23 protein-coding genes are annotated in these 20,433 nt (G+C 52.7%); 7 read left to right on the top strand and 16 right to left on the bottom strand.

What is annotated here, in order from left to right; translation table 11 throughout:
* Window positions 1–377: 377 nt before the first annotated feature.
* The 7 genes from phsA (at window position 378) to ACVXHP_RS07545 (ending at window position 7,631) form a co-directional block, all read left to right on the top strand.
* Entirely contained in the window at window positions 378–2,651 is a 2,274-nt protein-coding gene (gene phsA / locus ACVXHP_RS07575) for a thiosulfate reductase PhsA (RefSeq protein ID WP_447571193.1), read from the top strand.
* Between the two features lie 14 nt (window positions 2,652–2,665).
* On the top strand, window positions 2,666–3,244 hold the full coding sequence (gene phsB / locus ACVXHP_RS07570) for a thiosulfate reductase electron transport protein PhsB (protein WP_200005966.1): 579 nt from the start codon (window positions 2,666–2,668) through the stop codon (window positions 3,242–3,244).
* Entirely contained in the window at window positions 3,241–4,008 is a 768-nt protein-coding gene (gene phsC / locus ACVXHP_RS07565; RefSeq protein WP_447571192.1) for a thiosulfate reductase cytochrome B subunit, read from the top strand. The genes phsB and phsC overlap by 4 nt, the downstream gene beginning before the upstream one ends.
* Before the next feature lie 139 nt (window positions 4,009–4,147).
* On the top strand, window positions 4,148–5,320 hold the full coding sequence (gene dacD, locus ACVXHP_RS07560; protein ID WP_069323527.1) for a serine-type D-Ala-D-Ala carboxypeptidase DacD: 1,173 nt from the start codon (window positions 4,148–4,150) through the stop codon (window positions 5,318–5,320).
* Window positions 5,321–5,444: 124 nt separating this feature from the next.
* Window positions 5,445–5,912: a DNA gyrase inhibitor SbmC gene (gene sbmC / locus ACVXHP_RS07555; RefSeq protein WP_316129955.1), complete on the top strand. Its 468-nt coding sequence runs from the start codon at window positions 5,445–5,447 to the stop codon at window positions 5,910–5,912.
* Between the two features lie 86 nt (window positions 5,913–5,998).
* On the top strand, window positions 5,999–7,057 hold the full coding sequence (locus ACVXHP_RS07550; protein WP_447571191.1) for an FUSC family protein: 1,059 nt from the start codon (window positions 5,999–6,001) through the stop codon (window positions 7,055–7,057).
* A 238-nt stretch (window positions 7,058–7,295) separates the two neighbouring features.
* Window positions 7,296–7,631 carry a DUF496 family protein gene (locus ACVXHP_RS07545; protein ID WP_032939582.1) on the top strand — a complete coding sequence of 112 codons (336 nt, stop codon included), beginning with the start codon at window positions 7,296–7,298 and terminating at the stop codon, window positions 7,629–7,631.
* A gap of 40 nt (window positions 7,632–7,671) precedes the next feature.
* On the opposite strand, the gene ACVXHP_RS07540 is transcribed toward ACVXHP_RS07545, so the two are convergent.
* The 16 genes from ACVXHP_RS07540 to ACVXHP_RS07465 form a co-directional block, all read right to left on the bottom strand.
* Window positions 7,672–8,538, bottom strand: coding sequence for an L-threonine kinase (locus tag ACVXHP_RS07540; protein WP_447571190.1), 867 nt, complete (start codon window positions 8,536–8,538; stop codon window positions 7,672–7,674).
* A gap of 92 nt (window positions 8,539–8,630) precedes the next feature.
* Window positions 8,631–9,845, bottom strand: a complete 1,215-nt coding sequence (locus ACVXHP_RS07535) for an acetate/propionate family kinase (protein ID WP_447571189.1) — start codon at window positions 9,843–9,845, stop codon at window positions 8,631–8,633.
* Window positions 9,830–10,282 carry a propanediol utilization protein PduV gene (gene pduV / locus ACVXHP_RS07530; RefSeq protein ID WP_304700257.1) on the bottom strand — a complete coding sequence of 151 codons (453 nt, stop codon included), beginning with the start codon at window positions 10,280–10,282 and terminating at the stop codon, window positions 9,830–9,832. Before pduV ends, ACVXHP_RS07535 begins: the two co-directional genes overlap by 16 nt.
* A 4-nt stretch (window positions 10,283–10,286) precedes the next feature.
* The gene (pduU, locus tag ACVXHP_RS07525; RefSeq protein WP_032939586.1) at window positions 10,287–10,637 is read right to left on the bottom strand and encodes a propanediol utilization microcompartment protein PduU; all 351 of its coding nucleotides are present in this window, start codon (window positions 10,635–10,637) and stop codon (window positions 10,287–10,289) included.
* Window positions 10,637–11,191 (bottom strand): propanediol utilization microcompartment protein PduT, encoded by a 555-nt coding sequence (gene pduT / locus ACVXHP_RS07520; RefSeq protein ID WP_447571188.1) that lies wholly within the window; start codon window positions 11,189–11,191, stop codon window positions 10,637–10,639. Before pduT ends, pduU begins: the two co-directional genes overlap by 1 nt.
* Window positions 11,192–11,193: 2 nt before the next feature.
* Window positions 11,194–12,549, bottom strand: coding sequence for a cobalamin reductase PduS (gene pduS / locus ACVXHP_RS07515; protein WP_447571187.1), 1,356 nt, complete (start codon window positions 12,547–12,549; stop codon window positions 11,194–11,196).
* Complete coding sequence (locus ACVXHP_RS07510; RefSeq protein ID WP_447571186.1) at window positions 12,546–13,658, bottom strand: 1-propanol dehydrogenase PduQ; 1,113 nt, start codon at window positions 13,656–13,658, stop codon at window positions 12,546–12,548. The genes pduS and ACVXHP_RS07510 overlap by 4 nt, the downstream gene beginning before the upstream one ends.
* 10 nt (window positions 13,659–13,668) lie before the next feature.
* Window positions 13,669–15,054 carry a CoA-acylating propionaldehyde dehydrogenase PduP gene (pduP, locus tag ACVXHP_RS07505; RefSeq protein ID WP_447571185.1) on the bottom strand — a complete coding sequence of 462 codons (1,386 nt, stop codon included), beginning with the start codon at window positions 15,052–15,054 and terminating at the stop codon, window positions 13,669–13,671.
* Window positions 15,051–16,058 carry a two-domain cob(I)yrinic acid a,c-diamide adenosyltransferase PduO gene (gene pduO / locus ACVXHP_RS07500; RefSeq protein ID WP_316129953.1) on the bottom strand — a complete coding sequence of 336 codons (1,008 nt, stop codon included), beginning with the start codon at window positions 16,056–16,058 and terminating at the stop codon, window positions 15,051–15,053. Before pduO ends, pduP begins: the two co-directional genes overlap by 4 nt.
* A gap of 8 nt (window positions 16,059–16,066) precedes the next feature.
* A complete protein-coding gene (locus tag ACVXHP_RS07495) occupies window positions 16,067–16,342 on the bottom strand; it encodes a EutN/CcmL family microcompartment protein (RefSeq protein WP_042307565.1) in 276 nt (91 codons plus the stop codon).
* Between the two features lie 3 nt (window positions 16,343–16,345).
* Window positions 16,346–16,837, bottom strand: a complete 492-nt coding sequence (gene pduM / locus ACVXHP_RS07490) for a microcompartment protein PduM (protein ID WP_447571184.1) — start codon at window positions 16,835–16,837, stop codon at window positions 16,346–16,348.
* Window positions 16,834–17,466, bottom strand: coding sequence for a phosphate propanoyltransferase (locus tag ACVXHP_RS07485; protein ID WP_200005980.1), 633 nt, complete (start codon window positions 17,464–17,466; stop codon window positions 16,834–16,836). Before ACVXHP_RS07485 ends, pduM begins: the two co-directional genes overlap by 4 nt.
* Window positions 17,466–17,930, bottom strand: a complete 465-nt coding sequence (locus ACVXHP_RS07480) for a BMC domain-containing protein (protein WP_447571183.1) — start codon at window positions 17,928–17,930, stop codon at window positions 17,466–17,468. The genes ACVXHP_RS07485 and ACVXHP_RS07480 overlap by 1 nt, the downstream gene beginning before the upstream one ends.
* A 24-nt stretch (window positions 17,931–17,954) precedes the next feature.
* Window positions 17,955–18,230: a propanediol utilization microcompartment protein PduJ gene (pduJ, locus tag ACVXHP_RS07475; protein ID WP_181500258.1), complete on the bottom strand. Its 276-nt coding sequence runs from the start codon at window positions 18,228–18,230 to the stop codon at window positions 17,955–17,957.
* A 19-nt stretch (window positions 18,231–18,249) separates the two neighbouring features.
* Window positions 18,250–18,600, bottom strand: coding sequence for a glycerol dehydratase reactivase beta/small subunit family protein (locus ACVXHP_RS07470; RefSeq protein ID WP_304700242.1), 351 nt, complete (start codon window positions 18,598–18,600; stop codon window positions 18,250–18,252).
* Entirely contained in the window at window positions 18,590–20,422 is a 1,833-nt protein-coding gene (locus ACVXHP_RS07465; protein WP_447571182.1) for a diol dehydratase reactivase subunit alpha, read from the bottom strand. The genes ACVXHP_RS07470 and ACVXHP_RS07465 overlap by 11 nt, the downstream gene beginning before the upstream one ends.
* Window positions 20,423–20,433: the final 11 nt, after the last annotated feature.

The following is a 20,433-nucleotide window of genomic DNA, read 5'->3' as shown; positions in this document are numbered from 1 at the left end:
AATTTAGCGCTTATCTAAGAATACCAAAAAATAGCGAGGTAATCAGCAAGAGGATTATCGATGCGGAATGACCTACGCAAGAAAATTGCGCTGAACGAGGCTTTGCACGAATGGTTAATTATTTTTTCACCGTTAAAGGAAATTACTGGAATAAATTTTCTTAAAATGAGAATTTGGGAAATAAGTTAACTGATAACCATTATTGTTATTTCCATTTTGTTTTCTGTGTTTTGGAAGCTTTAAAACTCTTTTATAAACAAAGGTTTTTTATTTTGTCCGATTAGCTACTCTACATTGTAATAAAATGTGAGTGAGGTTAAAAATTAATAATATAAATTCCATATAATAATTGGATATATCTAATAACAGGAGGTTATATGAGTATTAGTCGGCGTAATTTTTTACGAGGGGTGGGGATAGGTTGCTCAGCCTGTGCGATAGGAAGTTTTCCACCAGGCGCACTGGCGCGAAATTCTCCCGAGCAGATAAAAGGGAAAACATCCCTGACGCCAAGTTTGTGCGAAATGTGTTCTTTTCGCTGCCCAATTCAGGCTCAGGTAATTAATAATAAGACTGTTTTTATTCAAGGAAACCCTAATGCGCCTCAGCAGGGCACGCGTGTCTGCGCGCGCGGAGGCAGCGGTGTTAGCCTGGTTAACGACCCGCATCGTATTGTTAAACCGATGAAACGCACAGGACCTCGCGGGAGCGGGGAGTGGCAGGTAATTAGCTGGCAGCAGGCATATAAAGAAATTGCCGAAAAAATGACGGCAATTAAAGCGCAGCATGGTCCCGAGGGGGTCGTATTCTCTTCCAAGTCCGGTTCGCTTTCCGGCCATTTATTTCACCTCGCGACGGCTTTTGGATCGCCGAACACGTTTACTCACGCCTCGACATGCCCCGCAGGAAAAGCGATTGCCGCTAAGGTTATGATGGGCGGCGATTTAGCCATGGATATCGTCAACACTCGTTATATGGTCTCTTTTGGCCATAACCTCTATGAAGGCATTGAAGTCGCCGACACGCATGAACTGATGACCGCGCAGGAAAAAGGCGCGAAGATGGTCAGCTTTGATCCCCGTTTGTCCGTCTTCTCCAGCAAAGCGGATGAATGGCATGCGCTTAAGCCTGGCGGTGACTTACCGGTGCTGATGGCCATGTGTCACGTCATGATCAAAGAAAATCTGTATGACGCAGACTTTGTTGCACGCTACACCACCGGGTTTGACCAACTGGCTGAGGCGGTACAAGAGACCACGCCGGAATGGGCGCAAAAGCTCGCTGATGTGCCTGCAGATGTGATTATCCGGGTTACCCGCGAAATGGCCGCCAGCGCGCCTCACGCCATCGTCAGTCCGGGTCATCGTGCGACGTTTTCGCAAGAAGAAATTGATATGCGGCGCATGATTTTCACCCTCAATGTGTTACTTGGAAATATTGAGCGTGAGGGTGGGTTGTATCAGAAAAAAGCGGCGGCAACGTACAATAAGCTGGCCGGAGAGAAAGTCGCTCCCGTGCTGGCAAAACCCGATGCTAAATTACCCAAGCCAACGGCACAGCGTATCGATCTGGTTGCCCCGCAGTTCAAGTACATCGCGGCTGGCGGCGGCGTGGTGCAGAGCATTATCGATGCCGTCTTAAATCAAACGCCGTATCCGGTGAAGGGATGGATTATGTCCCGACACAATCCTTTCCAGACCGTGACCTGTCGACCAGACCTGGTCAAGACCGTTGAACAACTCGACCTGGTGGTTAGTTGTGATGTCTATTTAAGCGAAAGCGCGGCGTATGCCGATTATCTGTTGCCTGAATGTACTTACCTTGAGCGCGATGAAGAAGTTTCTGATATGTCAGGGCTGAATCCAGCCTATGCCCTGCGTCAGCAGGTTGTAGAGCCTATCGGTGACGCGCGTCCGAGCTGGCAAATCTGGAAAGAGCTGGCTGTTCAGTTAGGCCTTGGGCAATTTTACCCATGGCAGGATATGCAAACGCGTCAGCTGTACCAGCTTAATGGCGATCATGCGTTATCTGCTGAGCTACGTCAGAAAGGGTATCGCGAGTGGGGTGTTCCGCTATTGCTGCGCGAACCCGAAGCGGTGCGTCAGTTTGTGGCGCGCTACCCGGGCGCGGTTGCGGTTGATAGCGACGGCACCTATGGTGAACAACTGCGCTTTAAATCCCCGTCAGGAAAAATCGAACTCTACTCTGAAGAGCTGGAAACACTCCTGCCTGGCTACGGTGTTCCTCGCGCCCGCAATTTTGCGCTCAAAGGCGATAATGAACTCTATTTTATTCAGGGGAAAGTGGCGGTTCATACCAATGGCGCAACGCAATATGTGCCACTGCTGAGTGAGCTGATGTGGGACAACGCGGTGTGGATCCACCCGCAAACGGCCCGTGAAAAAGGCATCAAAAGCGGCGATGACATCTGGCTGGAAAATGCAACTGGTAAGGAAAAAGGCAAAGCGTTGGTCACCGCCGGTATTCGACCCGATACGCTATTCGTTTATATGGGATTTGGCGCCAAGGCAGGAGCCAAAACAGCCGCGACGACGCACGGTATTCATTGCGGTAATTTGCTTCCGCATGTCACCAGTCCGGTGTCCGGTACGGTGGTCCACACCGCTGGCGTTACGCTTCGTCGGGCATGAGAAAGGAGTACATCATGAATCAATCAACAAACCCTTATGTCATGCTGCATGACGAAAAACGCTGCATTGGTTGTCAGGCATGTACGGTTGCCTGCAAGGTACTGAATGACGTGCCTGAAGGTTTTAGTCGCTTACAGGTGCAGATCCGTTCACCGGAACAGGAACCCGAGGCACTGTCCCACTTCCAGTTTGTTCGTGTTTCCTGCCAGCATTGTGAAGATGCGCCGTGCGTCAGCGTTTGTCCAACCGGTGCTTCATTCCGCGATGAAAATGGCATTGTGCAGGTGGATAAATCCCGCTGTATTGGCTGTGACTACTGCGTTGCTGCTTGTCCGTTCCATGTACGCTATCTCAATCCACAAACGGGAATCGCAGACAAATGTAATTTCTGCGCGGATACCCGCCTGGAGGTGGGGCAGTCCCCCGCCTGCGTTTCCGTTTGTCCTACGGATGCGTTGAAGTTTGGTCGTCGCGATGACCCGGAAATTCAACACTGGATCAATCAAAAAGAGGTTTATCGCCAGCAGGATACGCGTAGTGGCCCGGTGAGTGTTTATCGGCGTAAAGAGATCCATCAGGAGGGTAACGTATGAATTCTATCTGGGGAGCGGAACTTAACTATGCGCCGGACTACTGGCCGCTGTGGCTCATTTATGCGGGCGTTATTGTGGTGCTGATGATTGCGGGCCTGGTCACGCACGCGCTGTTACGTCGGATGCTGGCGCCGAAAACGGCAACCGGAGAGGAGCACCGGGAGTACCTTTATTCGCTGGCTGTTCGCCGTTGGCACTGGGGAAATGCGCTGCTCTTTATTCTGCTTATGCTGAGCGGACTGTTTGGCCACTTCTCTGTCGGACCGGTAGCGTTGATGGTACAGGTGCATACCTGGTGCGGCTTCGCATTGCTGGCCTTCTGGATCGGCTTTGTGTTAATAAACGCAACCAGCGGCAACGGCTGCCATTATCGCGTGAAATTAAACGGGTTGATATCACGCTGCCTGCTGCAAACGCGCTTTTATCTGTATGGCATCATGAAAGGTGAGCCGCACCCGTTTGCCGCAACGGCAAACGACAAATTTAACCCGCTGCAACAGTTGGCCTACCTGGCCATCATGTACGCGCTGGTTCCGCTGTTGATCATTACCGGCTTGTTATGTCTCTACCCGCAGGTGATGGGGGCGGGGCCGGTAATACTGGTGCTGCATATGGCGTTAGCGATTGTGGGCTTACTGTTCATCTGCGCACATATTTACCTGTGCACGCTGGGCGACACGCCAGGGCAAATTTTCCGCAGTATGATCGACGGCTACCATCGCCATCGCAGCCATCACGCAGAGACTGCGCCACGCAAAGGATAATTTCGCGCGTGGTTTGTCTCTGACAGCCTTATATAACAGCAAGAAAATGTGCCTTATGTCACATTTTCTTGCAATTTATTCAAGTTTGTTCGACAGAACTTCCGTAAAAAGAACGGCTATTTCTCCCTTTTCTGAGGACATGCTGTTGAAACGCCGTTTGTTTATTGCCGCTTCACTATTCACGATGAGTTTTACGTCCGCCTGGGCGACCGATGCCGCCAGCTTCGCCCCTCAGCCGCCTGCGATAAATGCCGGGGCGTGGGTATTAATGGATTACACCACGGGCCAAATTCTGACAGCCGGTAATGAACACCAGCAACGTAACCCCGCCAGTCTGACCAAGCTGATGACCGGCTATGTTGTTGATCGCGCAATCGACAGTAAGCGCATTAGTCCAACCGATATTGTCACCGTTGGGCGCGATGCCTGGGCGAAAGACAATCCGGTATTCGTCGGTTCATCCCTGATGTTCCTGAAACAAGGCGATCGCGTTTCGGTGCGCGACCTCAGCCGCGGGCTAATTGTTGATTCCGGTAATGATGCCTGCGTGGCGCTGGCTGATTACATCGCCGGGGGACAACCGCAGTTTGTCGCGATGATGAACAACTATGCGCAAAAGTTGAACCTGCAGGACACCCATTTTGAAACGGTCCACGGTCTGGATGCGCCGGGTCAGCATAGTTCTGCCTACGACCTGGCCGTGTTGTCGAGAGCTATCATCCATGGTGAACCGGATTTCTACCATATGTACAGTGAGAAAAGCCTTACCTGGAACGGCATCACGCAGCAAAACCGTAATGGCCTGTTGTGGGATAAAACCATGAACGTTGATGGTCTGAAGACCGGGCATACGTCCGGGGCCGGATTCAACCTGATCGCTTCCGCCGTTGATGGACAACGTCGACTGATTGCGGTTGTGATGGGGGCTGAGAGTGCGAAAGGGCGTGAAGACCAGGCGCGTAAGCTGCTGCAATGGGGACAACAAAACTTCGATACGGTACAGGTTTTGCGTAGCGGTAAGCAGGTCGGTACCGAGCGGATCTGGTATGGCGACAAAGAAAAAATCAGCCTCGGCACCGAGCAGGATTTCTGGATGGCCCTGCCTAAAGCGGAAGTCGCTAACATTAAAGCAAAATATGTCCTTGATAAGAAAGAACTGGTTGCTCCAATCGCGGCACATCAGCGTGTGGGCGAAATTGAACTCTACGATCGGGATAAGCTGGTGGCGCACTGGCCTCTGGTTACGCTGGAGTCCGTCAGCGAAGGTGGCGTTTTCTCGCGTCTGAGCGATTATTTCCACCACAAGGCCTAGTTATTTCCTGGAATGCCTGACTGGCAAGAGTGCGAATCTGCTCACATAATAATCACTATTTGCTTGTGGCCGTAATACCTAAAAATTACACTGTATATAAATACAGTGTAATCGCGGAGGTTATATGGAGTACGAGATTAAGCAGGTCGATAAACGCAGGATTGCCGGTTTTCACATGGTGGGTCCGTGGGAACAAACGGTAAAGCAGGGCTTTGAGCAGTTAATGAAGTGGGTCGACGGGAAGCAAATTGTTCCGCTGGAATGGATAGCCGTTTATTACGACAATCCTGACGTTGTCCCGGCGGAGAAACTGCGTTGCGATACCGTGGTATCCGTGCCTGAAGATTTTGCGATCCCGGAAAATAGCGAAGGGGTGATCCTGACCGAAGTGGCGGGGGGCGACTATGCTGTTGCCGTTGCGCGTGTTGAAAACCATGATTTTGCGACGCCCTGGTATCAGTTCTTTGACCGCCTGATGCAGGATACGACTTACGAAATAGCCGCTAAACCCTGCTTTGAAGTGTACATGAACAATGGCATGGAGGATGGCTACTGGGACATTGAAATGTACATACCGGTGCAGTCGAAGTAACTGTTTTTGATGCAAAACAGGATGATATTTTCAGGCAAAAAACGAGTACAATTTTGTTCTTTGCTATTCGCTGACGGAGTGCATGAGTGCGTGCCAATAAGTCACTGAGTCATTTTGAAATTCGTTTGTATCGTCATTATCGTGTAGTGCACGGTATTCGCATTGCGCTTGCGTTTATTCTCACTTTTCTGTTGGTACGCCTGTTAAACATTCCTGAAGGTACATGGCCTCTGATCACGCTGGTGGTGATCATGGGGCCTATTTCTTTTTGGGGTAACGTTGTTCCCAGAGCTTTTGAACGGATTGGCGGCACGATCCTGGGATCGGTGCTTGGGCTGGTGGCCCTGCGTCTGGAGCTCTTTTCGCTTCCGCTAATGCTGATATGGTGCGCGGTGGCGATGTTTCTCTGCGGTTGGCTGGCATTGGGCAAAAAACCGTATCAGGCTCTGCTGATTGGTATTACGCTTGCCGTTGTAGTGGGCGCTCCCGCGGGGGATATGAATACGGCGTTATGGCGCGGCGGCGATGTTATTCTGGGATCGTTGCTGGCGATGCTGTTTACCGGCGTGTGGCCACAACGGGCATTTATACACTGGCGTATTCAGCTGGCGCATTGCGTAACGGGGTACAATCGGGTGTACCAGGCGGCGCTCTCCCCCAATCTGCTTGAACAACCGCGACTGGAGAAGCATTTACAACAGCTGTTGAGCGAGGTTGTCAAAATGCGCGGGCTCATCGCCCCTGCCAGTAAAGAAACCCACATTCAAAAATCCATTTTTGAGGCTATTCAGACGGTTAATCGTAACCTCGTCTGCATGCTTGAGTTACAAATCAATGCGCTCTGGGCCAGCCGTACCAGTCACTTTGTTATGTTGAATGCGCATACGCTGCGTGAAACCCAGCTCAGGACGCAACAGGCGCTACTGACGATAACGCATGCGTTGTATGAAGGTAATCCGCAGCCAGTACTTGCCAATACGGAGAAGCTCAACGATACCGTGGTGGAGTTACGGCAGCTTATCGCTGAGCATAAAGGTGATAATGTCGCGGAAACGCCTATCCACGGCTACGTTTGGTTGAATATGGAGATGGCGCGACAGCTGGAGTTACTTTCGCATTTAATCTGTCGCGTGCTGCGCAAATAAAGAGCAGATGAGGGGATTGGTTCTACTGCTGCTTCGATTCAGCAAAGATTAGAGGTATGATACTGAAAAAGGCTAAAACCATTGGTAACTGCAATGGCTTTACCCTCGATAATTCAGGTTTCAACCATGCATTGTCGATGCAGATGCAACTTGAAGTATGGCGGGCATGAAAGTAATGTTGACCCACTTTAGCCGTTGTTTAAACGAATCCGAATCTCACATTATCAGGGGTGTAAAAATGGAAACTACCAAGCCTTCTTTCCAGGACGTGCTGGAATTTGTTCGTCTGTTCCGTCGTAAAAACAAACTGCAACGTGAAATCCAGGACGTTGAGAAAAAGATCCGTGACAACCAGAAACGTGTCCTGCTGTTGGACAACCTGAGCGACTACATCAAGCCTGGTATGAGTGTCGAAGCGATCCAGGGCATTATCGCCAGCATGAAAAGCGATTACGAAGATCGCGTTGATGATTACATCATCAAAAATGCTGAGATCTCAAAAGAGCGCCGCGATATTTCTAAGAAACTGAAAGCCATGGGCGAACTGAAAAACGGCGAAGCGAAAGCTGAGTAACGATTTCATGCTTGTCCGGGTCGCTGCTGTGCGGCGACCCTTATTGCAGTTCAACCCCGCCTGCGACCATCCGCAATAAATGCTGTTCCGGCCAGTGAACCGTCAGTCTTTTCTGTGTCAGCATCCATTTTATGTAATCCACATCATGACGCGTTCTGTCCAGCATCAGGCCGACAACGCTGCCGCTGTGTGCGACGTTAACGCCGTATAAATCACACTCCTCTACCAGCGCTAAGAGTGAATCAAAATCTGGTTTCGGTAACAGCAACTGGCTGGCGATCGCGCTAAGCGTGGCGGCTTCGCCCATCCGGTAAGGATTTTGGCTGATACAGGCTTCCTGTACCTTTTCCCATGCTCGTTTGAGGGCCGGAGCACCTGCCTGTAACCCGGAATGACGCGGAATACGGTGATAATCCGCAGTGCGCAATGTTTCCGGGCTTTCGAGAACCAGCAGATCGAGTTGAGGCTGGGCTTCGCAGGCAATTTGCGTGGAGGCGTCATTATGATCGAAAAGGGTAAGCTTACGAAAAACGGTGCTGTCGGTAGGCTCCAGCGAAACGCAAAGTTGCGCCAGCGTAGGCTCATCCAGGTGATGGCCCAGATGATATGCCGTGGCGACAGCCGTAGCGGCAATATCTGCAGTGCTGCTGGCCATTCCTTTAGCGATGGGAATAGTTGACTGGACATCAATTCGGATATCCTGACTCATCTGCGCCGGGTACTGCCAGTGCTGCAATAGTCGATTAACCATCGCCCGTGAAAGTGGACGTTCCTCTTCCAGCGGCGAGCCTGAAGTGACCTCCACGGTGCTATACCATTCGACCGGGCAGGAGACTAATTTCTCACTGCCCAGAATCCAGCCCTGGATAAGTTCTCCGCATGATGCGGGACATTGCGCAACAGCCACGTCTTCACCTTTGTGATCAGCAATCCTCGGCGCATAGTGTCATGGCGATCGCGCTATTACCATGATTTGCCGCAATTTGCGGTGCGGCAGGATTAAGCTGGAATGCCCAACCTCACAGTTTCCGCTATCGCTAAACGCATAACGTCCTGTGCTATCATCAGCTCTTCATTGGTATTGATCACCGCCACTTTGACCAGCGAATTTTCTGTCTGAATAAACGTGGCGTTTCGCTGATTTTTTTCCTCATCAACGGCCAGTCCCAAGAAATTCAGGTTGTGACAAATTGCCCCGCGCGCCCGCGCTGAGTTTTCGCCTATGCCACCGGTAAAGACCAGCGCATCCAGACCGCCCATCTGCATAATATAGCTGCCGATGGTGGCGCGAATTCGCTCGGCAAATAGCGTCAACGCCAGCGCAGCCTGATGATTGCCCGTATCTGCCGCATGTTCAACATCGCGATAGTCAGGTGAGATACCAGAAACGCCGAGTAAGCCGGATTCATTGTTGAGCAATTGGTTGAGCTGCTGCGGTGTTTTGCCTTCGCGCAGGGCAATCCACGGTAAAATAGACGGATCAATATCGCCACTTCGCGTGCCCATCATCACGCCAGACTGTGGCGTAAAGCCCATCGAGGTATTAACTGATTGCCCACCTTTGATGGCGCAGATGCTGCTGCCGTTGCCAAGATGACAACATACGACGCGCAGGGCGCTGAGGGGCACCCCTAACTTTTCAGCAAGCTGGGCGCTGACGTATTTGTGGCTGGTGCCATGAAATCCGTAACGACGAATACCCAGCTCTGAATAGTAGCGCCAGGGCAGGGGATAGATGAAAGAGGGTTCATCAAGCGTCTGATGAAAAGCGGTGTCAAAAACCGCAACGGCCGGGGTATTTGGCAATAGCTGGCGAAATACTGCAATCCCCAACGCATTTACCGGGTTATGAAGCGGGGCCAGTTCCGCAAGGCGTTCGATTTCCGCCAGCGTTTCATCGGTTACCAGTGCGGAATCTTTAAAAGATTCCCCGCCGTGTGCGACGCGATGCCCCACGCCGTCGATCTCCTGCAGACTGCTGATAATATTGTGACTGAGCAGTTTTTCCAGTAACAGCGTCACTGCTTCACGGTGATCGGCGATGGGCAATGTTTCCTGCCATTTTTGCGCAGGCGTTTTCAGGGTGACCTGCGCATCAGACATACCGATACGCTCGATCAACCCCTGACAAATCATTTCACCTTGTGGCATTGCCAGTAGCTGAAACTTGAGCGAGGAACTCCCCGCATTAATGGCCATTATTTTGTGAGACATGAAAGTTCCTTGTCATTCAGAAAAATGAACATCTCATCGACCCCAGTATTCTCCAGCGCGCTGGTGACAAACACTTTTTGCGCGCCAGCCTCGATTAACCAGCTCTCAACGAGGGAAATGCGCTGCGGGTTGGCTAAATCGGCTTTAGTGACGAGGCCAATAACGGGTCGGTTCATTGGGCCGGTGAAACCGGGAGAAAATGGTGACCACGGCGCGTCAGCATTAAGGACCAGCGCGATGATGTCTGCTTCACAGGCGCTGGCCAGCAGCGCACTGTACAGACAGCGGTTTTCAAGATATTCGCCCGGTGTGTCTATCGCCATGGGAGACCAGACTATGGCCTGGGTCTTCTGATAGTGAAGCGCTTCTCCGCGCATGCACTGTGTAAGCGACGTTTTTCCGCACTGGCTGGGTCCGATTAGCATGATGCGTTTCATGAGATTACGTCCGGGTGATGGGGCAAGCGGTAAAACGCATCATTTCGCCCAGCGTTCGGGTTACCTGTTTCAGCGCGTACTCAACGGCGGAGACATCCCCCGTCAGTACCACTGCGCCGGTAAAGCGGTCGAGAAAACCAATCTCTACCGCCCCGGATTTCGTGGCGATATCGCAGGCGATAATTGAGGCTTCGCTAGGGGTAATCGTCAAAATCCCGATTGCGGATACTGAATCCTGTAATCCCAGTTTCTTGAACAAATCTTTCCCGGGATTGGCGATAAGATGCGCCAGCGTGACCTGTTTGCCAGGAACATATTCCTGAATCATACGATCCGTGGTGGGTTGCCTTTCCATTATCCCTCCACCATCTGTCGCCACATGCTTTCATGCGGACGAGGTATAACGGAGCGATAAACCAACAGGCCTTTTTCACCCGCGCTTTCACTGGCAACCGTTACTGCGTTATTCACATCGGATACATCGCCAGCGACAACCATGTAGCACTTGCCGCCAATACCAAATGCCATGTGCACGCGTACCAATGTGACATTGGAAGCTTTAACAGCGCGGTCCGCAGCACAGATACAAGCCGCCACGCTCCATGTTTCAACAATACCGACGGCCTGACGCTTATCCACGCTATTTAACCCGCTGATCGCCGAGAGTACGCTGGCATGGATATTAGGCAATACCAGACTGTCAACGAGCATATCGCCAGCAAGAGATGTACCAGTGGCTATTGCCTGTTGTACTGCGCCTACGTCCCCACCGAGCATAAGCAGGAATTTTCCCGGGCAGATGGTCTTGCTGACCAGTAAATTCACATTCGCGCTTTTTAGCATGGCATCGCCAGCTTCCATTCCTTTGGCAATGCTGGTGAGTTCTAAGATCCCTATAGCCTGAGACATGATTAACCTCTTATTACCGTGATGGATTGCTCAGTGATTTCGCTGACAATACCGTCAATACTGGCGTGGACTGGTGCGCCTAATGCGCCTGTCGGCACATCGGCAACGCATTGACCGCGAACAACGCGATCGCCTTGCTGCACACATGGGATGGCGCTGGCGCCAATATGCTGGCGTAGCAACAGCGTCGTTTTATCGGTGGAATAATCAGTCTCAGCCAGTGGCGCATCGTGATACCAGTCGCTAAGACCCAGTTTGGTAATAAGGCGCTTAACCGGGATCAACCGGTACTTCGCCATTTCATCCTCAGGATTTAGCGGCCCTTCATAACGATGGTTGAGCGCCCGTAGTTCGCGTTTAAGCATGCGGTTGATGCGCATCGGTGAAATCCCAACCGGACAGGCTACGCTTTCACAGACATTGCATTCTGAGCAGGTCAGGGCCGTGAGCAGCAGCTGTGGTGTGGCCGCCTGCTGATAATTCACCGCACGAACCAGCAGATGCGGTGATAATTCATGGCCGATTAAGTGCCTTGGGCACAAATCCGTACATAAACGGCACTGCTCGCATACGGTTTTTGCGACGGAAAGCACGGTACGTTCATCCTGCAATCGCCGCTGAATCAGCGCATGAGATTTTGGTAAAACCAGCAACCCTCCGGTAGTTTTGCTGACGGGGGTATCCAGGGAGGTAATCAGACCGCCCATCATCGGGCCGCCATTAATAAATCCAGGATCGTCAACGGTTGCGCCACCCGCCAGCGCCAGCACCTCGCGAAGTGACATCCCGATAGGGACAGTGAGAGTGATGGGGTTGGCGACTGCGCCGTTGACGGTCAGCGTGCGACGGGTAACGGGGTATTGCTGTTCAACCGCTCTGGCGATGTTGAGTACGGTCTGGACGTTATTGACCACCACGCCGACGCTAACCGGCAGTGCGGCAGGTGGGACCCTCCGGCCTGTTGCCATCCAGATGGTCAGCACCTCGTCACCGGCCGGATAGACATCAGGTAAAATGTGTAACCGGATATTGGCAGGTAGCAGGGGGGTTAACGCATTGATAGCCTTCTGGTATTTTTCTTTGAGCGCAATAATACCGGCACTGGCTCCGGTAGCCGTCATGGCATATTTAACGCCGCGAATAAGTCGACCTGCCTGGACGCTCATCAATTGCTGGTCAACTTTCAACATCGGTTCACATTCGGCGGCATTCACCAGAAAGGTATCGACCTGCGCCTGTAATTTTACGTGTGCAGGAAAGCCCGCACCGCCGGCCCCGACAACGCCAGCAGCCCGAACGCGTTCGCGTATCGTCTGCGCATCATAAAGCGTGGACTCTGCCGTCATGGCTGTATTCATAATAATTCCTCAAGCAGTTCCTGCATGGCACTGGCGTCGGCAACACGAGGATTGGTTTGCAGCGTGACATCAGCCAGCGCGGCCTGAACCATCGACGGTATACGCTGTGACCAGATTTGCTTTCCGTCTTTGAGCGCGTCAACGAAAGAAGGTAACGCACACTGTTTTTTGAGAAGCTCAATGTGATGAATGAGCGCATTCAGCGCGGCCGTATCGTTCGCGTTATCCGGGCATAAATGGCAGGCTTTAGCGAAACGGGCATAGCGCTTCGCGGCCCTGGGGTCGTGGGCATTAAAATGAATGACAGGGGTCAGCAGCAGCGCATTGGCAAGTCCGTGGGGCAGATGAAATTGGCCGCCTAACTGATGGGCTATCGCATGGTTTATCCCCAACCCCGCCTGACTAAATGCCATTCCCGCGAGCGTTGACGCGTTGTGCATTTTCCCCCTGGTTGCCAGACACTCGCCTTTGCTGACGGCGACGGGAAGGTACTGGAAGACGATTTGTGCCGCTTTTTCCGCCAGCGCATCGGTGAAGTCGCTGGCCTTCGTGGACACGTAAGCCTCAAGCGCGTGCGTCAGGACATCCATGCCGGTATTCGCGGTGATGGCTGGAGGTACGCTGACAACCAGCGTTGGATCGAGGATGGCCATATCCGGGTAAAGCGCATTATTAAATAAGGGATATTTAATGCCTTTATCCGGATCGCTAATCACGCAGGCGCTGGTCACTTCCGAGCCTGTGCCGCTGGTGGTTGGAATAGCAACACAGGTTTCGATTTCAATACCGAACTGTCGGCTGAACCAAACGATGGCTTTCGCGGCATCCAGCGCTGAGCCTCCGCCAAAACCAATGACAACATCTGGTCGCAGGGACTGCATTTGCGCAATCCCTTGCACCACCGTGCTAATGGTTGGATCGGGGGTAATATCGCTGAAAATGCTGATGCGATTATCCGCAGGAAGCGTGTTGCGCAGCTTTTCAATCAAAGGAGAACGCGCGAGAAAACCATCGCAGATAATCCAGATATGCTTATTCGTGAAACGCTTGAGCACATCCAGGCTTCCCTGACCGCTGTACAATCGAGTTTGCAGTGAAAAGCTTTTCATAACGGCCCCATTAGCGAATAGAAAAACCGTTTGTCAGCACGCAACGACGAGAGCGTGCGAAAGTACGTGCCGATGTTGTTCCTTCACCGGTTGGCGTCGCAATCGTGAAGGTGGTAAAACCTTCACCACCCACGCCAATCCCGGCGTAAGAGGGGCCATTTTTCACAAAAATGGAGGTCTGAAGCGTGCGTGCGGCAAGATTCAAACGCGACACATTTTGTGAATGCATAATGGCGGTGTGATGCAATCCCTCTTCAACTTTCAGGGCCAACGTTAACGCACTGTCAAAATCGCTCACCGTGACGACGGGGAGCATTGGCATCAGTTGCTCGCTGGTAACCCACGGGTCGTCAGCCTTGACGATACCTATCAGTAATCGAGGTGCTTTTGCCGGAACAGGTATTCCTGCGGCTTCCAGTAAGGTTGCCGGGCTTTTCCCTACCAGCTTTTTATTGGCCATGCCTTCGGGCAGACAGACTGCGCGCAGTTTGTCTACCTCTTCGCTATTCAGAAGCAGCGCGCCAAAAGACTGCATTTGTTGAACCAGGCGTTCGGCAACGGCACCAACAACAATCAGGCTCTTCTCAGCAATGCAGGGGAGGTTGTAATCAAAGGATGCGCCGTTGATGATATCTTCCGCCGCCTTAACCAGGTCGGCTGTTTCATCGACAATACAGGGAGGGTTTCCTGCGCCTGCGCCAATGACTTTTTTCCCGCTTTTCATGCCCATAGCAACAATGCCAGGACCACCGGTAATCGCCAGAACTGCGATTTTAGGGTGTGCCATCATCTGCTGGGTAGCTTCAAAAGTGGGTTCTGTGACCGTGACAACAAGATTCCGGATCCCGCAGCAGCGGAAAGCAATATCTTCAATCATGGCAATCAGTTTGAGTGAGACCGCTTTAGCGCCCGGATGCGGGCTAAAATAAACGCTATTTCCCGCAGCCAGCATACTGATGCTGTTATTAATAATGGTTTCCGTCGGGTTGGTACTGGGGGCGACGGAGCCAATCACGCCAAACGGTGAATACTCGAATAATACCATGCCGCCATCACCAGTCAGTGCCGTGGTGGTGAGATCTTCGATCCCTGGAGTGTTGTCCAGCGCAGCTTTATTCTTAAGGAATTTATCCTCTTTGTTGCCCATTCCCGTTTCGGCTGCGCTCTCAGCGGCCAGGGAAGCAAGATGAGGCGTCAGTTCTTCTCGCAGGGCGTGAATGATGGCGCTGCGGGTTTTTAATGGAGATTGCTGGTAACGTAAAAAAGCCTGATGAGCTGCATCGATAGCTTCACCAACGGACGGAAATATTCCGTTTCCTTTGGTTTCTGTTTTTGCCGGGGCGAGTTGTTCACTCAAAATGTTACGGATGAGGGTTTCAAGTTCTGAAGTATTCATTGATGTGTTCTCACGTTAATCGCCGCAATGGCCGTTTCTGCAATGTCCATATCCTGTTCAACGCTTCCCCCGCTGATGCCAAGACCCCCAAGAAGTAAACCTTCACGCCATAATGCGAACCCGCCGCCAAAAGTGACGACTTTTCCCTGCATATGGCTTTCCAGGCCGTAAAGCGCTGCGCCTGGTTGCACCGCAGACGTTAATTCATGCGTGGCGGTTTTCATCGCCACGGCGGTCCAGGCTTTTTTGGGTGCCAGTTCGCTACTGACGAGCAATGCGTCAGGCATGCGCCAGGTCACCGTTTGGGTCCCGTTGGCATCAACAATGCTGATGACGACCGGGACCTGAAGTTCTTCTGCTCTTGTTACCGCAGCGCGAGTCAGTTGGTGGAGCTCCTGAAAAGACAGAGACATCGACTGCTCCTTTATGGCTGATGTACGGATGGCGGAGAGATAGCGCTCAGCCACTTTCTGAATAATGTCGTTTTGATGGGCGTCATGATCTTCTGCCCGTGCGAGCGCATATAAGCAGTCGGACAGACGATTGATATAACGCATCAGTACGTGTCTGACGGCGATATCGGCGGAGAGCTCGACCAGTCGCCTCTCTGCGCGGCGAGCCAGTGTGCGGGCAAAGTGCAGACGGCTGGCGGCTTCACTGCGGCCAGGTAAAATAAAACTGTGCAGCGGCGGTACTCTCCCCATCGCGTTATCGATAGCGGCTTCCAGCGCTGCAATTTCTTCTGAGCTGATGTAGCGCTGCTCTGGGTTTGGTTGTTCGCTCTCGCTGGCGAGTTCGGCGCTGAACCAAAAAAGCTGCAATTGAATGTTTTCAAGTAACTGGCGGTGCTGTGGGCTTTTCGACGCGCAAACGCACAGGCTAAGCGCCGCATTGAGTTCGTCCAGCGTCCCGTAAGCCTCGACGCGCGGATGCGTTTTGCTTACGCGTTGCCCGGTAAAGAGGGCCGTTGTACCGGCATCGCCAGTACGGGTATAAATCGCCATAGTTCCTCCTAACGAGAAAGCGTGTCGACAATGCCGACAATAGCCAGATCGATGGCCTCGTTTGGGCCGGAGAAAACGTGCCTGGCGCTGGAGCCGCTGCTGAGTAAAACCAGTTCTCCGGTTCCCGCGCCGACAGAATCAACCGCGACTTCGTCCCCGGTCGTCGGGGAGGCTGGCAGCTCTCCGTCAGCACTCACGCGACGTACCAGTAACAGCTTCTTCCCGACCAGGGATGGGGACTTTTGCGTGGAGACAACAACGCCTGTAACCCGTGCCAGATGCATAGCTCACTCCTGCTTAATTAATTGGACATTTCGCGTACTGACAGTTTCCTGAGCCAGCGCAGTTACGACACATCGACGGCGTAGCACTAAAACCGCATCCTGCAATTGGGCAACGTTGGCGTAACTGAGAAGTTTTTCAGGATGCAGAACGATGGCTCGCCCCAGTTCGTCACCAAATTCCAGCGGCAGACGCGCGAGTTTTTTCACGGGTACTGCGGGTAACAATTGGTGATGTAGTGAAATTTTCACGCGGACTCCACATGCCAGCGCTTCGTGGATCGTGACCACCGACCTGGTGGCAGGGCTGCTTTCGGCAATTTGTTCCAGCAGGAGCAGGTCAGCCTGCAAAATGTGCAGCGACGAGTACTGGCAGCATAGTATCCGTGGGTCTATTTCCCGTAACTGCGCGACGCTAAGGGAGATCGTGCTTTCCGCGCGTTTTTTTAATCGGGAAACAACCTCCTCGATAATGCGTTGCAGCAGTTCATTGTTCATCGTGAAGTCACCAGTGTGGCGAATGCCTGCGGATTATCCGCACCCGCGGCATTGGCTTCGTCGGTATCAATATGCATCTCAAGGCGCATGTCCGGTGAAACGCGTACGGCGACGTTATCGAAAATCAGCCGGCGTTCATCGCCATTAATGGCGACCGAAACTTTATCGCCATGAGAAACGCGCAGGATCAGGGCATCGAGCGGCGACATATGGATATGCCGTTGAGCAACGATGACGCCGGATGTTAAGTCCAGTTCAGCAAATGGACTGACAAGGCGAATACCCGGCGTGCCCTGAATATTGCCCGACATACGCAGCGGGGCAGCAATACCTAACGTGCGTGCATCGGTACGTGAAATTTCAACCTGACTGGCGCTACGTAGCGGGCCGAGTAAACGCACATTTTTTAACTGGCCTTTAGGTCCAACCAGCGTGACGGTCTGCTCGGCAGCGTATTGTCCTGGCTGCAACAGCCCTTTTTTCTCGCTGATAGGCTGATTGGGAAACAAACGGACGTAATCTTCAGTACAAAGATGAATATGACGATTCGAGATCCCCAGCGGAATAGGGCGCTCGCGCATTTCATCCAGAACTTTGGTGACCGTTGACTTGAGTTGCTGTTTATCCATCACGCTTCACCTCGTTTGCCAGAGTGCAGGCAGAGAGAGCGTGGCTCGCCCTTTTGACGGGGACAGGCTGGGTCAAGACACAGATTGCAGCTAATCAGCTCAGCATGTTGTGGTGCTTCCGGTGATGAACTTTCCACAGACAACTCTTCTTGCGGCACTGCTGGTATAGATTCGGATACAGGCTCTGGCTGGACGGTGACGCTGTGGGAAAGAATACCCTCCCCAGGTCTGGAGATGACTTTCTGCGCCACCAGACCATTTTTTTGATCGGCCAGACTCGCACCGGTGGAAATGGCCGCCTGCACGGAGGCCACATCCCCGATAATCTTGATCACCGTCCAGCCTGAGCCGTTGGTTTTTTCGAGGCCCACCAGCGTGATGGAGGCGGCTTTCGCCATGACGTCCGCGCAACTGATAGCTAATGCCAGACCACTAACTTCAAGTAATCCCAGTGATTGCTTCACGCTGTGCTCCTTGGTTGCAACGACTTATGCGGATTTAGGTAAAATGGCTTCAACGTCGCTGTGCGGACGCGGGATAACGTGGCAGGATTTCACCTCGCCAACGGCGTTTGCTGCTGCGCTTCCTGCATCTACGGCAGCTTTCACTGCGCCGACATCGCCGCGAACCATAACGGTGATCAGGCCTGAGCCGATTTTTTCGTAACCAACCAACTGCACGTTTGCGGATTTCACCATGGCATCAGCGGCTTCAATAGCGCCGACAAGCCCTTTTGTTTCAACCAGTCCCAGTGCGTTATTCATACTGCTTGTCTCCTGTGGGTTATGAGTGGCATTCCCGGAATGGAATGCCTTTAACCAGCCGCGCAGCGTTATTACCAATGCTGCGGCGAGCGTGGTTATCTTGTTGATACATCAGCGTAAAAAGCGGAGCTGATGCGGGTAGATTTTTGTAGTGCACGACCAGTTTTTCGCGACTGCAGCCAATGCCAACCAGCAGCGGCGACTGGCATGCCGCGAGCCATGCGTTGTGGATAACATCGGTTGAATGGCTCTCCTGAATCACAAACGGGATCCCTTCTTCTTCAATTCCCAGCAGCACGTCGCTCCAGGCGTCAGTGCAGTCACCGGTGGTGAAGATAACGATGGCGGGCGTGGTGAGATTACTTTCCATGAGCGAACGCCTTGTGCCAGGAGAGAATCAGCCCGGTTGCGACCGCATTGCGCGGACCTTCGGTGCCACGAATGTTGCCGCGCCCGGCAACCAGGCGATAATGCGCCAGCGCATCGGTGACCAGTTGCGGTACTTCGAAATCCAGGGATGAGCCGCCAACCAGCACCACAAAGGGAATATCCCGAATGTTCCCGGTCGGACTCACCTGACGTAACGCTCTGAGCGCGTTGGTGACAAAAACGCGCTCCTTGGCGCTGCGGCGAATGGCCCGTACTTTCTCCAGCGCCAGTTCGCCTGGCAGGGGCACCAGCTCATCGGGTTTTACTACGCATACGCGGGCAAAGACTGTGGGCGGAAGAGGCCCAGGGAAGAACTGGACGCTGCCATCTTCGTGGCGAAGATGGAACAAGCTCTCAACTTTCGCCAGCGGGTACTTTTTGATCTCTTCAGCGAGATAACGGTCATCCAGCCCCAGTTCCCGGGCAATGATCATCGTGACCATATCGCCCGCCCCCGCCAGGTGTGTGGCAATAATTTCGCCTTTCGGGTTTATGATGGAAGCGTCGGTCGATCCCGCGCCGAGATCCAGAATAGCCAGCGGGCGCGTCGTGCCAGGAGTGGTTAAGGCCCCGAGAATGGCAGCTTCGGCTTCAGCGCCGCCAACCTGGACATCAATGTTGAGCTTTTGCGTGATTTCCTGAGCAATCATCGCCATTTGCAGGCGATCTGATTTCACCATCGAGGCAATGCCGACAGCCTGTTCCAGGGAAAATTCACCAGCAAGTCCACCGGTCACGCTGACGGGAACCGAGGTATCGACCGCCAGTAGATCCTGAATAAAGATTTCCTGACTGGGTTTGTTGGTTAATTCAGCCATTGTCTGGCGTACATGCTCCAGCATGCCGCCAATATTGGTCCCCGCTTCGCCGGTGACGTTATCCAGTTTCGGGCACTCACCAACGGCTTTCATAATCGCGTCAGCGCCAGCTGCAACGTCGACGCGTACGGTACGCCCTTGTGACTGTAGCTCCAGATTTCCGGCAGGAATGGCTCGCGCTTTCACATCGCCTGACGGCGTTTTCACCACCACGGCAGAGCGGTTGCCGATCAGCGCCCGCGCCATTGGGACAATGTTTTTAGTCTCGTCGGGATTGAGACCAAAAACGGTCGCAATCCCGTAGGGGTTAGAAAGCGTTTCGATAACCTTTCCTGGAACCGCGACCTCAATGGCCGCTAACATACCCAATGGGATACGGTCGATATGAAGCACTTCATCAACGATGGGCAGGGGGTGAGTCAGACGATTGCTGACCAACACGCCATCGTCTTGCTGCAAAATTACGCCCGTTAACTGGTATCCGGCGCGTACGGAGGCATTAATCATCGTGGCGACATCGGCGAAATCAAATGCCGATGACACCACCAGAATATAAGGTGTATCCGCCGGACGGCTGAGCAGCTCTTCCGGCGTAATAGTAATGCCAACACCCAGCCCGACACCGCCAGGCGTTTTAGGGTTATGGCCGATCATAGTGGATTCAGTGATGATGGTTTCAGTGATCGTTTCCATCGCCACGTCGCCAATGACCGGAGTGGCTTCGTTAATACGGATGAGCGAAATATCGCTGACATTGATGCCGGCGTTTTTTGCTGCCAGCGTAAGTGCCTCCTGAATGCCAAACACATTACGCAATGTGCCCTTGATCCCGGTGGTTTCCGCCAGGGCGCTGTTGGTAATACACAGTGCCCCAGACTCATCCAGGGTAGCCAGAGCGACTTCCGTTGATGAGTTACCTATGTCAATGCCAGCTATATATCGCATGATCCTGTCCC

The sequence above is a fragment of the Citrobacter freundii complex sp. 2025EL-00176 genome (assembly GCF_053309355.1).
The sequence above is the reverse complement of the archived record's forward strand: the minus strand, read 5'-3'. Positions and strand labels throughout refer to the sequence as shown.